Source organism: Rhodococcus jostii NBRC 16295, assembly GCF_001894825.1.
Classification (GTDB): Bacteria; Actinomycetota; Actinomycetes; order Mycobacteriales; family Mycobacteriaceae; genus Rhodococcus_F; species Rhodococcus_F jostii.
Genome location: NZ_BCWY01000033.1, coordinates 1 through 14,614, shown reverse-complemented (window position 1 = coordinate 14,614; position 14,614 = coordinate 1). Strand labels below are relative to the sequence as shown.

Here is a 14,614-nt window from a genome sequence, read left to right as displayed (position 1 = left end):
CAACTTCGTTACAACCGGAGTGGCGAGAGTCACAGACGCGAGATTCGAACGGCGAGAACAGGTTCCTGTGCAGGTCATGGGGCTGTAGATCGAATGAATGACACGATGTACACCACGTAGGGCGCCGTGGATAGGGACTAAGGTCCTGGCGCCCTGAAAGAAGTTCCGGTATTTTGGGCGAACTCTACTCGAGAGTCAGGTCAAGATGGCATCTCCGTGCAGCCGTCACGTAGCCCAATGCGGCGATCCCTGGCACGCCAACCGCCCCGCTACCGCTGGCCGTCTCCTGTCATTTGCGTGAATGATCCTGAGGCGCCACCGCGTAAGCGCCTGATAGGCCGCTCTACGATCGGCGCCGAACCATCACAACCAACAGACAGAGTGTTCACGTGGACACGGACCGTATTTGGAATACCCCTTGGGGAATGCTTTTCTCGTTCGGCTCCGAACTGGTGCACGCGCTGAATTTCGGCAGCGTCAATTCGTAGCGAGGAGATGCCCGCCCTCCGACGTGGGGGCGGGCAGAGTTAGAAACGCTTGCCTGGGAACGGTGTTTCAATTCCGATTACTTATCGCGGCCTATCCGTCGCTCTGCGACCGAATTCCAGATAGACCACCCGAGTCAGTGGCACGATTGACGCCGTGACCACTCGCCAACTCGCAAATGCTCCCCACCGCAGTCGCTGGCGCCGGCTGCGTGCGGCGTGGCGGAGGAAGCTCGATCCGAGTGAGCAGTCGGCGGTGGCGTCGTGGGCGGCGTTCACGCTGACGTTCGCGGGGGTGCGGGCGTTGACGCACTGGATCAGGCGTGGGCACGGGCCGGCCGGTGGCGGGTTGAGTCTCCACGGCCGCCATTTCCACCATTACAACCTCGGGATCGCCGCGCTGGCAGGGGTGGGGGCCGTCGCGGTGCGCGGCTCCGAGAAGCAACGCCGCCATCCGACGGTGCCCGTCTCCTACGGCGTCGGCACCGCGCTCATCGTCGACGAACTGGCGTTGCTGCTCGACCTCGAAGACGTCTACTGGGCGAAGGAGGGGCGGACGAGCGTCGACGCCGCGGTGATCATCATCGGACTCGGCGGACTGATGACCGCAGGATTCGAGTTCTGGCCGGCGGCGCAACGCGCACTCACGGAGCCGACGTAGGCCCAAGCACCCCGGACAACCGGTCCGTTCCCCACGGCTCGATGTCGTAGACGGGGATGCACTCCAGTCCGCAGGCGTGCACGCGGTCCACGACAGCTGCGTCCGAACCGGAACAGGTCCCGTGGACTACGGCTTCGGTGACGATCGCGCACAGCACGTCGACGCCGAAGTCACGGACCGGCTTCAGCCCCTGCTCCACCGTCCAGTGCCTGACGGCGGCCCAGTGCGTCACCTCGGTGACGGTGGACGGGTTGCCGATGAACAACACACTCCGCGTCGCGTTCCGTCCGCCGGCGACCGCGGTCGGCTGCACCTGAATCTCCGCCTCGGTACACCACTCGGATGCCAACTCCGCCAGTCCGGTACTTGCAATTGTCGACATCGCCCTTTTCCTGCTCGTGGTCCAACCCGATGTACACCATCCTTTCGCGAGCCGGGCGCGGCACCTGTCCCCCGATCGGGCCTAAAATGGGATGAAGCGGATGTCCCCCGATCGGCCCCCGCGACGCAGCGCTGCGGCACTGATCGAGACGCCGTATCATGACAAACCTGATCGACCACGCTCGACGGAACCGATTGAGCGACAGCGACATAACGGACAAACCGGGCATTTCCGATTAGGGGATGCCGCGGTCGGCCGAATGCCCCACCACACAGAACACGCGACAACAGAACACTTTGCTTTCCGATTACTTACTTTTGAAAACTATGAAAACCCGAGAGGTGAAATTCCTTGGTCTCGCACACGCAGGAACCCCCCGTTTCGACCGGTGACGGCCCCCGGACGCTCGACGAACTCGGCCCCCACTACAAGTGGATTGCGCTGTCGAACACCACGCTCGGCATGCTGGTCGCGACGATCAACTCGTCCATCGTGCTGATCGCACTCCCCGACATCTTCAAGGGCATCCACCTCAACCCGCTCGAGCCCGGCAACACCAGCTACCTGCTGTGGATGATGATGGGCTTCCTCGTCGTCACCGCGGTCCTGGTGGTGAGCTTCGGACGCCTCGGCGACATGTACGGCCGGGCCCGGATGTACAACATGGGCTTCGCGGTGTTCACGATCGCCTCGATCTTCCTGGCGGTGACCTGGTTCGACGGCTCCGAGGCGGCACTGTGGCTCATCGGGTGGCGCGTCGTGCAGGGCGTGGGCGGAGCCTTCCTGATGGCGAACTCGTCGGCCATCCTCACCGACGCCTTTCCCGCCGATCAGCGCGGGCTCGCGCTCGGCATCAACGGCGTCGCCGCGATCGCCGGGTCGTTCCTCGGCCTGCTCATCGGTGGCATCCTCGCGCCGATCCACTGGAATCTGATCTTCCTCGTCTCGGTTCCCTTCGGCGTGGTCGGCACCATCTGGGCGTACCTGAAACTCCACGACACCGGCGTCCGCCAGCACGCCGACATCGACTGGTGGGGCAACATCACGTTCGCCGTCGGACTGATCGCCGTCCTCGTCGGCATCACCTACGGCATCCAGCCCTACGGGTCCTCGTCGATGGGATGGGGCAGCCCGATGGTGCTGACATGCCTCATCGGCGGTCTCGCCGTCCTCGCGGCCTTCTGCGTCATTGAGACCAAGGTCGCGAATCCCCTGTTCAACCTGCACCTGTTCCAGATCAAGTCGTTCACCTGGGGCAACATCGCCAACCTGGTCGCGTCACTGGGCCGCGGCGGTCTGCAGTTCATCCTCATCATCTGGCTCCAGGGCATCTGGCTGCCGCAGCACGGCTACGACTACAGCCGCACCCCGCTGTGGGCGGGCATCTACATGCTCCCGATGACCGTCGGATTCCTGCTGTCGGCACCGGTGTCCGGTGTGATCTCCGACAGGTTCGGCACCAAGTGGTTCACGAGCACCGGCATGTTCATCACCGCGGGCACGTTCGGTTTGTTGATCGCGCTCCCGGTGAACTTCCACTACTGGGCATTCGCCGTGACACTGTTGATCAACGGCATCGGCATGGGCATGTTCTCGGCACCCAACCGCGCCGAGGTGATGAACAGCCTGCCCGCGAACGCGCGCGGCGTGGGCGCGGGCATGATGACGACGTTCCAGAACGCGGCGATGGTGCTGTCGATCGGGTTCTTCTTCAGCCTGATGATCGCCGGCTTGAGCACCCACCTGCCGACGGCGATGAGCGACGGACTGATGGCGAACGGGGTTCCCGCGGCGCAGGCGACCCAGATCGCGAATCTGCCCACCGTCGCCGTGCTGTTCGCTGCGTTCCTCGGCGTCAACCCGATCAAGGAACTGCTCGGACCGCAACTGTCCTCGCTCACCGAGCAGCAGCAGGCGCACCTGACCGGCCTCGACTTCTTCCCCCAGCTGATCTCGGGTCCGTTCGCCGACGGCCTCGCCATGGCGTTCGCCTTCGCGATCGTCGCGTGCGTGATCGGCGGGATCGCCTCACTGCTCACGGGACCGCAGAAGAAGCCCACGGCCGACGAACCGCACGAATCGGTCGGCGCGGAACTCGCCGGAATCGCCGGTGAGGCCGGAATCGGCCCGAGCGAACTCGTCCACGACCGGACGAACTGACCAGACCCTGGACGAGGATTCACCGAACCTCACGTGACCGCCGAATCGGTTGCCGAACAACACCATCCGATTGCCACCAGGTTGTGGAAGGTCCGTTGAAGACCTTCCACAACCTTGGGCTCAGCACCTACTGAGCGAGCATGCCTGCGTCGACCAGGTGCTCCGATCCGGTGATGTAGGAGGATTCGTCCGACGCGAGGAACAGAACGAGGTTGGACACCTCCTGCGGATCTGCGATGCGACCGAGGGGAATCTGAGCCAAGGCGTCGCCGCCCTCTTCGTTGGTGGCCTCCACCATCATCGGAGTCTGGATGAACCCAGGGTGCACGGAATTGACGCGAATGTTCTTGGGTCCGTATTCGACGGCTGTCGCTTTCGTCATGCCGCGGACCGCGAACTTGCTTGCGACGTACGCCAAACTGGGGAACCCGTAGTTCGCGGCCATGCCGGCGATCGACGAGATGTTGACGATGGAGCCGATACCGGCTCGTTCCATGGAGGGCAGAACGGCTTTCATCCCGAAGAACACACCGTCCTGGTTGATACTGCACACCTTCCGGTAGTCGTCCTCGGTGAGCTCTGCCGTCGTGGCCAGCGGGCCGAGAACCCCTGCATTGTTCACCAGCACGTTGATCTCGCCGAACGCCTTCACACTCTGTTCGACGGCATTTGTCCATGAATCGAGTTGCGTGACGTCGTGATGCACGAATAGTGCATTCGAACCCAATTCCTTGGCGAGCAACTCCCCTGCGTGGTCCGTCACATCCGCCAGTACGACCTTCGCCCCGTGTTCGACGAACGCCTTCGCGTGCGACTCGCCCATGCCCCGAGATGCGCCGGTGATGAGGGCCACTTTGCCCTCCAACCGCTTTGTCATTTCTGTCCCTTCGTTCGATCCGAGTACTACGACGTCACCGACACAGGAAGCGAGATCTTGGGGGCCACTTCCTTCTGGATCATGGCCAGCGAATTGAACCAGGGCGCGGGATCGTCGTAGTAGTCGTGCGATTCGACCTGCAGGGTGCCCCAACCGCCGCTGGCCTCGAACAAAGTATTGATCTTGTCCACCACGGTGTCCGGTGAGCCCACACAGAACACGTTGTCGACAACCCACTCGAGGTCGACGTCGGCCCTGTCCGCGCCGGCGTCCTTGATGAATCCATCCATCATCCCGAACCGCCACCAGATGGGAATGAGGTAGCGCTCGAAGCAGTATCCGATAGGCCCCTCCATCACGAGCCGCTTCGCCTCTTTGTCCGTGTCGGCGACGAACACTGTCTGGGACACGTGATAGCGCGCGCGATCCGCGACGTGCCCATTGGCCTCCGCAGCCGTAGAGTAGGTCTCCCAGTGCGTCTTCAGAGCGTCCAGACCGGAGAAGATCGACATCGGTCGGAATCCGCGCTCGCCCGCAAACTTCATCGACGGCGACTTGGCACTGAATCCGGTCACCGCGATCTCCGGTGCACCACCCCACGGGCTGAGGTCCGCGAGCATGTGCTGGTCGTCGCCCTCTTCGCCGTGCAACTCTTCGGGGTAGCCCGCATTCCAAAAACGTCCCTCGTAGAAGAACGGTTCACGCTTCCAGATCTTCTCCATGATCTCGAGCGATTCGCGGACCATCTCGTTGGTGAATTGCGTGTCGTCACCGTTCTTGATGCCGTGGATGTACGTGGACTGCGGGTACGCACCCGCACCGACGCCGAGGAAATACCGACCCTCGAGGATCTGCGAGAGCCAGCCGACCATGATCGCGAGCTTCGCCGGATTGTGATGGGGAAGGATGTGAGCCATCGGCGCGAACTTGATCCGCTCGGTCTGGCGTGCGGCTGCTGCGATAATCAGCTCCGGGTTGGGGATGTTCTCCCAACGCTGTGAAGCGTGTTCGGAGAACATGATCGAGTCGAAGCCGATCTTATCGGCCTCGACGGCCTGCTGTACGCACCAGTCGAATGTCTGGCGCGCGGTCCGCTCAGGGCGCATGTACGGGTGGACGATGAGTCCGGTTTCCATTGCCATCGTGAACTGCCTTTCAACTAACTTGTGGTCGATTACCCAGTGCGGTACGAAACCCCTTGTCAGGCATAGAAGATGTCGTATGCGTGCTGGGTATCCATGTACTCCTTGACGGACAGGATCTTGCCGTCGCGAAACTCGAACAGGAAGTGGTACGCGTTCTGATAGACCTTGCCGTTCTTCAACTTCGCGTACGACGTCGCCTCGACAGCCACCTTGTCGCCTTGCGCGATTGCCGAAGTAGGGGTGATTTCGAGCGCGCCGTTCTCGTACACGGAGGTGACCCCGCCGAGCAACGCGCCGAGACCTTCCTTGTCATAGCTGCCCGACATCCCATCGATCCGTCCCGAGACCCAGTAGGTCGCCTCGGGATGGAGAGTGTCGAGAATCTGCTCCACGTCGCCCGTGGAGAAGACCTTTGCGAAGTTGTCGGCCAAGTCGATGTTCTGTTCCGGCGTAGTCATGGATGCTCCGTTTCTTTCCTGTATGACCCGGATCACTGTCCGCCGGCAGCGCTCGAGGCGAAACCGTAGTAATACTCGATTCCCCACCCCTCCCGAATCTGACGGCATCCGACCAGCTCAGAGCCGATATGCACGACGAGGCACGCCGCTGCAATTGGTCAATACGCGTGTTGTCAGATCTTGACCACGCGGTCAGGGAGCGACATGATCGAACAGTGACACCGGTCACAGATGCCCGCGTGCGACAGAGAGGACACCGTGAACGCTGACGAGTGGCGAGAGATAGTCGAGCTTCGACAATCCGGCGAATCGATCTCGGGCATCGCGACGCGATTGAAGATCTCGCGCAACACGGTGCGCCGCGCCCTCGAATTCGAGGCACCACCCCAGGACCATCGGCCACGGTCAGGATCGTCGGCCGATGCCCTCCGACCCCGGATCGCCGCGGCGCTCGACGCAGACCCCGACGTCACGGTGGCCCAGCTGCATCGGGAACTGGAATGGAGCGGATCGCGGAATACTCTGGCGAGCGCGGTCCACCGCATCAAGGAGGAGCGTTCGCCGCGAACGTCCGGCACGCGCACGTCGAGCACCCGCATGCCCAGTGCAACCGATATTCCACTCTTCTCGACGAGTTTCGTCGGCCGCAGCGAAGAACTCCACAGAATCCGGGTGCTGCTCGGCGACGGCCGCCTCGTCACCGTCACCGGCCCCGGTGGCATCGGCAAGACCCGACTCGCAGCAGAGGCCGCCACCGCGTACCGGCGGGCATTTGCCGATGGAATCCGCTTCGTGGAGCTGGCGTCCCTGCGAAGCGAAACCCTGCTCCCCCAGACCATTCTGGACGTCCTGGGGTTCGACGAGCGGGACGCACCGGAACGAAGTGCAACCGAATCGCTCCTCGAATCGCTCCTCGACAAGCACCTGTTGCTGGTGCTGGACAATTGCGAGCATCTCGTCAGCGCATGCGCCGAATTGGCCGCGCTGATTCTACGAAACACCGAACACGTGAAGATCCTGGTCACGAGTCGTGAAGTACTGTCGATTCCGGACGAGCACGTGCACGTCCTCGAGCCGCTGTCCACGACGGACCACCGCGACCCGGACATGCCCGGCGCCGCCATCGAGTTGTTCGAGAACCGCGCATCGGCGGCACTGTCCGGATTCTCGATCACGGATTCGAGCCGGGACGCTGTGCGCCGGGTGTGCACGCAGCTGGATGGGATGCCGCTGGCCATCGAACTGGCGTGTGCGCGTTTGACCGCGCTGTCCGTAGACGATCTCGCAGAACGTCTCGACGACCGGCTGGCGTTGTTGACGACGGGTAATCGTGGCGGGCCGAGCAGACATCGAAGCCTGCATGCGACGGTCGAGTGGAGCTACGACCTCTGCACTACTCAGGAGCAGGTGCTGTGGGCGAGATTGTCCATCTTCTCCGAAGGCTTCGATCTCGCCATGGCCGAGAGCATCTGCGCTGGAGCCCCTGTCGACGCCGCGAGCATTCTGGATACCATCACCGGTCTGATCGGGAAGTCGGTCTTACAACGCACCACCGGCGAAGGACATGTCCGGTTCAAGATGCTCGAAACGATCCGGCACTTCGGTGCGAGCAAACTGTCCGACAACGAGAAGGCCGAGCTACGGGTGGCACACCTCCGTTGGTGCGCCGAGCTGGTACGTACCGCCCGCCGGTCATGGACCGGGGCCGAGCAGGAGAGTGCGAGCAACCGGCTTCGGGAGAACCGCGCCAACCTGCGGTCCGCACTGCAGACGGCGCTGACGGGCCAGAACCACGAGATGCTGCACCTTGCCGCTGGCCTCGTCGCGACGTGGTTTCTGTGGTCGTCGGCCTTTTCGGTACGAGAACACCGCATGTGGGTCACAGAGTTCCTCGCGCTCTCCGACCTGGCCGAGGACGTCGTACCCCAGCTCTACGCCACCCTGGGCGTGCTGCAGACGATGCAGGGTGACCGGGTCGAGGCAGTTCGGACACTCGACACTGCCGCGCATGGCGCACGCGAACTCGGTGACGATGCGACCCTCGCGTTCGCTCTGCAGACGCAAGGCCTCAACACCTACCTCGGCGGTGATTTCGAGGCCGGCGAACACAACCTGTCGGAGGCGTTGGCACTGTACGAGCGCCTGCCCGGCATCACCGATCTCATGTGGACCGCCCACATCGAGATGGGAATGCTGTGCAGCTCGAACGGAGAGAGCGACCGCGCTGCCGAACATTTCGAGTTCGTTCACACCCAGGCATCGGCAACGGGAGAGAAATGGATGTTGTCGTATGCCGTGTACGGACTGGGCTTGGTAGCGCTGATTCGCGGCCGTCACGACGAGGCGATCACCCTTGCGATCGACGCCCTCGCACTCAAACGCGCCTTCGACGACACGGTCGGAGCCACACTGGTCACAGACCTTCTCGCGTGGGCAGAAGCCGCGACCGGTTCCGGCGAACGTGCAGCCGTACTTCTCGGCGGAGCATCGTCCATGTGGGATTCGTTCGGCATGCAACTATACGGATCCCAGCATTGGGTCCAACGACGAGAAGTGTACGAATCGCGCGCGCGGACTTCGCTCGGCGACACGGTCTACTCCGCATCCCATCGTCGCGGCTCCACGTTGTCGATGGCCGAACTCATCGCTTACGCCCTGGACGAGGAGTTCTCCGACAGCCCCGTGCCGTCGTCGTACCCGGCAGTCGGGCTCTCCCCTCGCGAGTTGGACATTGCACGGTGCGTTGCGGACGGGCTCACCAACAAGGAGATCGCGGATAGGCTGGTCCTGTCGGTCAGAACCGTCGAGGGGCACGTCGCACACGTGCTCCGAAAGCTGGGTGTCCCCCGCCGCCACCAGGTGGCTGCCGCGCTCGCACATCCTTCATCCCGCGGGATGTAGAGCGTCGAAGGTCGTTTTCAATGTCTACGTTGATGTTGACACAGTGAGCACAATTTGCGACGCTCGTCACAGTGCAGACGTCAGTCGTCCATATCGAAGCGAGGTTCCCCACAATGGATGGTCCAACAACCCGCGTGCAACGAGCGCTCTCGGACATGAGCGCCGGACGTCCAGTCGTGCTGACCGGCAACTCCCCCACCAGCGACGCCCACATCCTGATCCCGGCCGAGAAGGCAACCGTGGAATCGATCGCATTTCTTGTTCGCCACGGTTCGGGGCTGGTCTGCGCCGCCATGGTCGGCTCGGACTGCGACCGCCTCGGGCTCCCTAGCATGGTCGGCGCGGACAGAGATCATGCCGGAACGGAGTTCACGGTCAGCATCGATGCAATCGGACCCGGCACCGGCATTTCGGCGTCGGACAGGGCGGACACACTGCGCCTACTCGCCGACTCGGCGAGCACCCCCGACGCGTTCACCCGGCCCGGGCACGTGCTTCCGGCACGGTCCGTACCCGGCGGAGTGCTCGAGTTCCGCGGACCAGCGGAAGCTGCCGTGGATCTCATGTCCGTCGCAGGTTTGCATCGGACCTGCGCCTACAGCGCCCTCGTCTCCGAGCTCGATCCGACAGCTATCGCCGACTCCGCTGAAGCCGAAACATTCGCTCGTGCACACGAACTCGGACACCTGTCCATCGATGACGTCGCGACATATCGGCGAATGGCCGAACCGCACACGCTGACGCAGTTCACCTTCGAGCGTGACAGCGTCCACGGCCCAGTTCGCTGCGTCGGCTACCGCAGTGACGTCACGGGCTCGGACTATCTCACCTACTCCATCGGACCGGCCGTCGCCGGCACAACCCCGCTCGTCTGCTTCCAGCAAGAGAGCGATCCCGCACCGCATCTGTGTCAGGACGGCCCGATCGGCGTGGCACTGGCGCAGGTGGCCGAACACGGCTACGGAGCCGTGGTGGTGGCGAGATACGCCCCGAACAACTACATCTCGGCCGACACGCACGGCGACCTCGCCGAGGTGGTGCGCGAGTGCGGCTACCACTCCCCCTCACTGAGCAATTTTCCACCCGAGTCGCGGACGATGATGTGGCACATCGGATTGAGCATCAGCGCCGGAGGCTCTGCGTCGCTCGCTCGCGGTAACGCTCCGGCGCCGTTCGGATTCGAGAATCCTTCCATCGTCGGCACGGTCGTTCACGGCGATCAACGCGGACGAGAGCTTGGCTTCCGCACTGCGAATCTGGAGCTGGAAGATTCGAATTCTGTCGCCGACGGTGTGTGGGCAGGCCGGTGCACACTCCCCGACGGCTCGACCGCGATCGCTGCGATATCGATAGGCCGGCGCCCGACGTTCTACGGCAGGTCCGGAGTTCGACTGCTCGAGGCACACTTGCTTGACTTCGACGGTGATCTTTACGACGCAACTCTCGAGGTGAGCCTCCACCAGTGGATGCGCGGACAGGTGACCTTTGCGTCGAAGGAGGAACTGGTCGCCGCCCTCGCCGCCGACGTGGTACGGACACGATCGCTGATCGCCGGCTGAACAATACGGATCGGCCCCGATACGAAAGTTCGTATCGGGGCCGGTCCTGTGCAAAGAGAAAGGTCAGCCGACACCGTGGTGCTCAGGAGCAGCTGCCGCGATATCGAGAACTTCGCGGATGCTGCGGGCACCTGCTCCGAGGTCGAGGGCGTTCTTCAGGTGTAACAGGAACCCGGGCTTGTATCGGTGGGTGGGAGTGGAATCGGCAGCGAGAGAGATCAATTCCTTGGTCACGGCCCGTAATGCCCGACTCTTCCACGGCACTGCGCAGTAGTCGAAGAACGCGACGAACGTTTCTGGTGACATCCGCAGCAGTGCATCGAAGAATCCCGGAAGCTCGTCCTCCATCCGCTGCCAGTACGGATCGGTACCGACGTGGCGGTCCCACAAGTCCTGCTGCGAAGCATCGAGCGGTTCGGCCTCGCCACCGCCTCTGCGCAGAACGGCACTCGACAACTGCCTGGACGCCTCGAACAGCGTGTGCACACCGAGACCCGAGACCACCGTCAACGCCTCCTGGATCTGCGTGGCGTCGAGACCCAGATCGAGCGCCTCCTCGATATAGCGGCCGGTACCCGCCACATCCATCGTCGTGGCCGCCGAACACACCGCGATGTGGGTGAGCACACGCGTCTGCTCATCGAGGGCTGAGCCCTCGTCCACGTCTTTCAAAATCCCTTCGGCCAACACACGAAGATCTCCGATGTCGAACTCGACTGTCATGGAGGTCATCCGGCTGCACTCAGCGAGCTGGCCAGCGTCGCCAGTTGCGCTTTGAGTCCGCGCTTGTTGATCTTCGTCGCCGACATCGGCCACTCGCCGGGCTCGACGAAGAACACTGCGCGCGGGACCTTGTACCGGCCGATCTTGCCGTCACAGAATTCGATCAGCTCCGCTTCTGTCAGCTGACGTCCTTCTCGGACCTCGACGAATGCCACGGGCACTTCGTCGAGCCGGTCGTCCGGGCGGCCGATGACGGCGGCCGTCAACACAGCAGGATGCTCACAAAGGAAGGACTCGACTTCGATGGCCGCGACGTTCTCACCACCGACCTTGAGCATGTCCTTGAGCCGTCCGTGGAACACCAGGCACCCCGACTCGGTACGGCTGTAGAGGTCGCCGGTCCGCAACCAGCCGTCGGAATCGATCGTCTCGGCGGTCTTTGCGGGATCCTTGTAGTACCCCTCGGTCACGCAGTAACCGCGAATCAAGATCTCACCGGGAACTCCGGCCGGCTGCTCGGCACCACTGAACGGATCGACGATTCGAATCTCGATGCCGGGTACGGCCTTTCCTTGCGCACCGCTTCGATCCTCGAACGACTCGTCCGGCTCGCTGAGGGCATAGATGCCGGTCGTTTCCGTCATTCCGCATGCGGCCATGAGCTCGGCGGCCGGGAACAGATTCTGAACCTCTTCGATGAGGACGCGGGGACCGATCAGGAACACGTACCGAATCGAGTCGAACTCCGCTGCGTCGAAGTTCGGGTGCGCCATCATCATCTGCATCGGTGCGGGGAACCAGGGCCAGACGCAGGTGGGCCGTTCGGCCCTGATCAGCTCGATGGCCCGGCCAGGTTCGAAGAACGTGTCGGTCAGGAACGTTCCCCCGGCACCGATTGCGCCGATGAGTGGGGCCAGCGCAGCGATGTGGAACAGTGGTCCGCCGGCCCAGCTGATGTGGCGCTCTCCTGCCGAGAGGCGGCCGGTCGCGCGCTCCACCGGGCCACGCGTCATCGATTCGTGGGTGAGCAGGCATCCACGGGGGTTCGCGGTGGTCCCCGACGTGTACAGGATCGCGGCGATGTCCCTCGTCCGCACCCGGCGGCGATGACGATGCACGAGAGTCGCGTCGACGGTCTCTGCTGCCGCATCCAGGTCTGCCCTGGACGTGAAACCGGGCCGTTCGGTTCCTTTCAGCAATACGGCTCGACGCAGCCGCGGTGCTTCGGGAAGATCGAGATCACCTGAGCCCGCCGCGGACAAGGAGGGCAGCGCTTCGTGCAGCACCTGCACGAAGTCGACGTAGTCGTCGGGACCGGACACCGTCAGCAACGCGGTGATGTCCGCGTTCTCGATGATGTAGCCGAGCTCCTTCGCTTTGTGCCGCGCGTTGAGCGGCACGACTACCGCCCCGATCAACGCCGATCCGAAGAGCCCCTCGACGAACTCGATACCGTTCGGCGCCAGGAGCGCGACGTGATCACCGGACCCGACGCCCATGGCCAACAGACCTCGCGCGACCGCGACCGCGCCGTCGAGCACCTGGGCATACGTGAACCGCGCCTCGGGAAATACGATCAGGTCGCGGTCAGGGCACAGGTGCGCACCGCGCACCAGCAGGTCGCCGAGTGGGGTTACGTTGCACCAGTCGCCGATGTCAGTCATCTCGTCCTCAATCATCGATCGTCGGCAGCGGATGCGCCACCGAAGTTGTCTTGATCAGCGGCGCTTGATCCGCGCGCACCAGGGGAACGTGTCGACGTAGACGCTAAGCGACTCACGTCACACTGTCAACGCTGAAGTTGATTTACATGAGTGTTGATTACACCCCACTTCAACGTCAACGTTGCAGTTGACAAAGTGATCCGGATCACCCTACGTTGGGAATACGCCGATGCGAGCATTTCGCCTGGCGGACCGCCACGACATGTGTCGGATCGATCGGACAGAACAGCTCTGCATGCACGTTCCACGAACCCACCCTCGCTTTCCCGGGGCTGTCCACCACCACTGTCAGGCTCGTGCCGCCACCGCAGCAGAGTGCATTCACGACGACGAGAAGCTGGAGATTCACCAATGGAATGCGGCGTTTTCCACACCCCGTACATGCGTCCCGGTCGCAAGGACAAGGACACCTTCGAATACTCACTCCTGCTTGCAGCAGCATGCGACAAGTTCGGCTACCGCGATTTCATGGTCGGCGAGCACGGCATGCAGGCATGGGAGAACATTCCGAATCCCGAGTTGCTGATCGTCGCGGCAGCACAGATCACCGAGCGCATGCGCTTCGCGCCCATGGCGCACATCGTGCCCCTGCACAACCCGTCGACGCTCGCCATTCAGATCGGCTACACCTCGCAGTTGCTCGAGGACAGGTACTTCCTCGGGGTCGGAGCCGGATCGTGGGAGAACGAGGCAGTGCTTCGCGGCCAGCCCGGCGACCTGTCCGAAGCTCACCCCCGCCTGATGGAGGGACTGGAGGTGATGGACAAAGTGTGGCGCCAGGAGCCATTCGACTTCGAAGGCAAGTACTACAAGGCCGCCCGCCTCGACGGACAGATCGATCCCGGTAGTGTCGCGTCCCATGGAGAGTTCAAGGTCAAGGAAGGCGAGGAGTACCACCTGACCGCGGATCACTCACCCCATGGTGGCGCGGACGGCCTCGAAATCGCGGTCACAGGCCTGAGCAAGAACTCGCCGTCGCATCGCCTCGCAGGCGAACGAGGCTGGACCCCGATCTCGTTCTACGGTGGTTCGGCCTTGCTGAGATCGCAGTGGGACACATATTCGGAGGCGGTCAGGTCCATCGGCGGAACCCCGCAGGGATCTCGATTCAAGATCGCACGAGATGTGTTCGTGGCGAAGACCGACGAAGAGGCCAAGGAGAAGGCAAAGAGCGGTGCACTGGGACTCGCCTGGCAGAAGTACCTGATGCCGGTCTACCAGAAGTACCGGATCCTTCAGGGCTTCATCGACGACGCCGACCACAAGGTCGACATCGACGACGTCGATCTCGACTACCTGGCCGACAACGTGTGGCTTTGCGGAAGCCCGGACACCGTCATCGAGAAGATCGAGAAGACCTTCGACCTGGCCGGCTTCAGGTACGGACAGCTTGCCGTCAACACTCACGACGCCATGGACGATCCCGAGCCGTGGATCGAATCCCTCCGCCTTTTCGCCACCGAGGTCGTACCGAACGTTCCGGTCGAAGGAACACACGAAACCGTCGCAGTGGGCTGAACCCACGGGACTGCCCCGGCT

At 63.0% G+C, this 14,614-nt stretch carries 11 protein-coding genes; 5 read left to right on the top strand and 6 right to left on the bottom strand.

Features of this window, described 5'->3' with window-relative positions:
* Positions 1 to 642 precede the first annotated feature (642 nt).
* A complete protein-coding gene (locus RJ1_RS21600; protein ID WP_073363788.1) occupies positions 643 to 1,146 on the top strand; it encodes a hypothetical protein in 504 nt (167 codons plus the stop codon).
* Here the strand turns inward: RJ1_RS21600 and RJ1_RS21595 are convergent.
* Complete coding sequence (locus RJ1_RS21595; protein WP_073363786.1) at positions 1,130 to 1,528, bottom strand: hypothetical protein; 399 nt, start codon at positions 1,526 to 1,528, stop codon at positions 1,130 to 1,132. The two genes, RJ1_RS21600 and RJ1_RS21595, sit on opposite strands and share 17 nt — an antisense overlap.
* 351 nt (positions 1,529 to 1,879) lie before the next feature.
* On the opposite strand from RJ1_RS21595, the gene RJ1_RS21590 reads away from it, so the two are divergent.
* Positions 1,880 to 3,688, top strand: coding sequence for an MFS transporter (locus RJ1_RS21590; protein WP_073363785.1), 1,809 nt, complete (start codon positions 1,880 to 1,882; stop codon positions 3,686 to 3,688).
* 127 nt (positions 3,689 to 3,815) lie between these two features.
* On the opposite strand, the gene RJ1_RS21585 is transcribed toward RJ1_RS21590, so the two are convergent.
* Genes RJ1_RS21585 through RJ1_RS21575 form a run of 3 tightly spaced genes read right to left on the bottom strand, consistent with a single transcriptional unit; the run spans position 3,816 to position 6,168 of the window.
* Positions 3,816 to 4,565, bottom strand: a complete 750-nt coding sequence (locus RJ1_RS21585; protein WP_037243440.1) for a glucose 1-dehydrogenase — start codon at positions 4,563 to 4,565, stop codon at positions 3,816 to 3,818.
* Positions 4,566 to 4,591: 26 nt separating this feature from the next.
* Positions 4,592 to 5,707 (bottom strand): LLM class flavin-dependent oxidoreductase, encoded by a 1,116-nt coding sequence (locus RJ1_RS21580; RefSeq protein ID WP_073363783.1) that lies wholly within the window; start codon positions 5,705 to 5,707, stop codon positions 4,592 to 4,594.
* Between the two features lie 59 nt (positions 5,708 to 5,766).
* Positions 5,767 to 6,168, bottom strand: a complete 402-nt coding sequence (locus RJ1_RS21575) for a nuclear transport factor 2 family protein (RefSeq protein WP_073363781.1) — start codon at positions 6,166 to 6,168, stop codon at positions 5,767 to 5,769.
* A gap of 231 nt (positions 6,169 to 6,399) precedes the next feature.
* Between RJ1_RS21575 and RJ1_RS21570 the strand changes: the two genes are divergently transcribed.
* Together RJ1_RS21570 and RJ1_RS21565 are read left to right on the top strand one after the other, a co-directional pair.
* Positions 6,400 to 9,069, top strand: coding sequence for a LuxR C-terminal-related transcriptional regulator (locus RJ1_RS21570; protein WP_073363779.1), 2,670 nt, complete (start codon positions 6,400 to 6,402; stop codon positions 9,067 to 9,069).
* Positions 9,070 to 9,182: 113 nt separating this feature from the next.
* A complete protein-coding gene (locus RJ1_RS21565) occupies positions 9,183 to 10,628 on the top strand; it encodes a 3,4-dihydroxy-2-butanone-4-phosphate synthase (RefSeq protein ID WP_083400659.1) in 1,446 nt (481 codons plus the stop codon).
* A 63-nt stretch (positions 10,629 to 10,691) separates the two neighbouring features.
* Here RJ1_RS21565 and RJ1_RS21560 read toward each other — a convergent pair whose 3' ends face one another.
* Both RJ1_RS21560 and RJ1_RS21555 read right to left on the bottom strand, forming a co-directional pair.
* On the bottom strand, positions 10,692 to 11,351 hold the full coding sequence (locus RJ1_RS21560; protein WP_083400658.1) for a carboxymuconolactone decarboxylase family protein: 660 nt from the start codon (positions 11,349 to 11,351) through the stop codon (positions 10,692 to 10,694).
* Between the two features lie 5 nt (positions 11,352 to 11,356).
* Positions 11,357 to 13,015, bottom strand: coding sequence for a class I adenylate-forming enzyme family protein (locus tag RJ1_RS21555; protein WP_073363874.1), 1,659 nt, complete (start codon positions 13,013 to 13,015; stop codon positions 11,357 to 11,359).
* 411 nt (positions 13,016 to 13,426) lie between these two features.
* Here RJ1_RS21555 and RJ1_RS21550 point away from each other — a divergent pair, with 411 nt between their 5' ends.
* Entirely contained in the window at positions 13,427 to 14,593 is a 1,167-nt protein-coding gene (locus RJ1_RS21550; protein ID WP_073363773.1) for an LLM class flavin-dependent oxidoreductase, read from the top strand.
* Positions 14,594 to 14,614 lie beyond the last annotated feature (21 nt).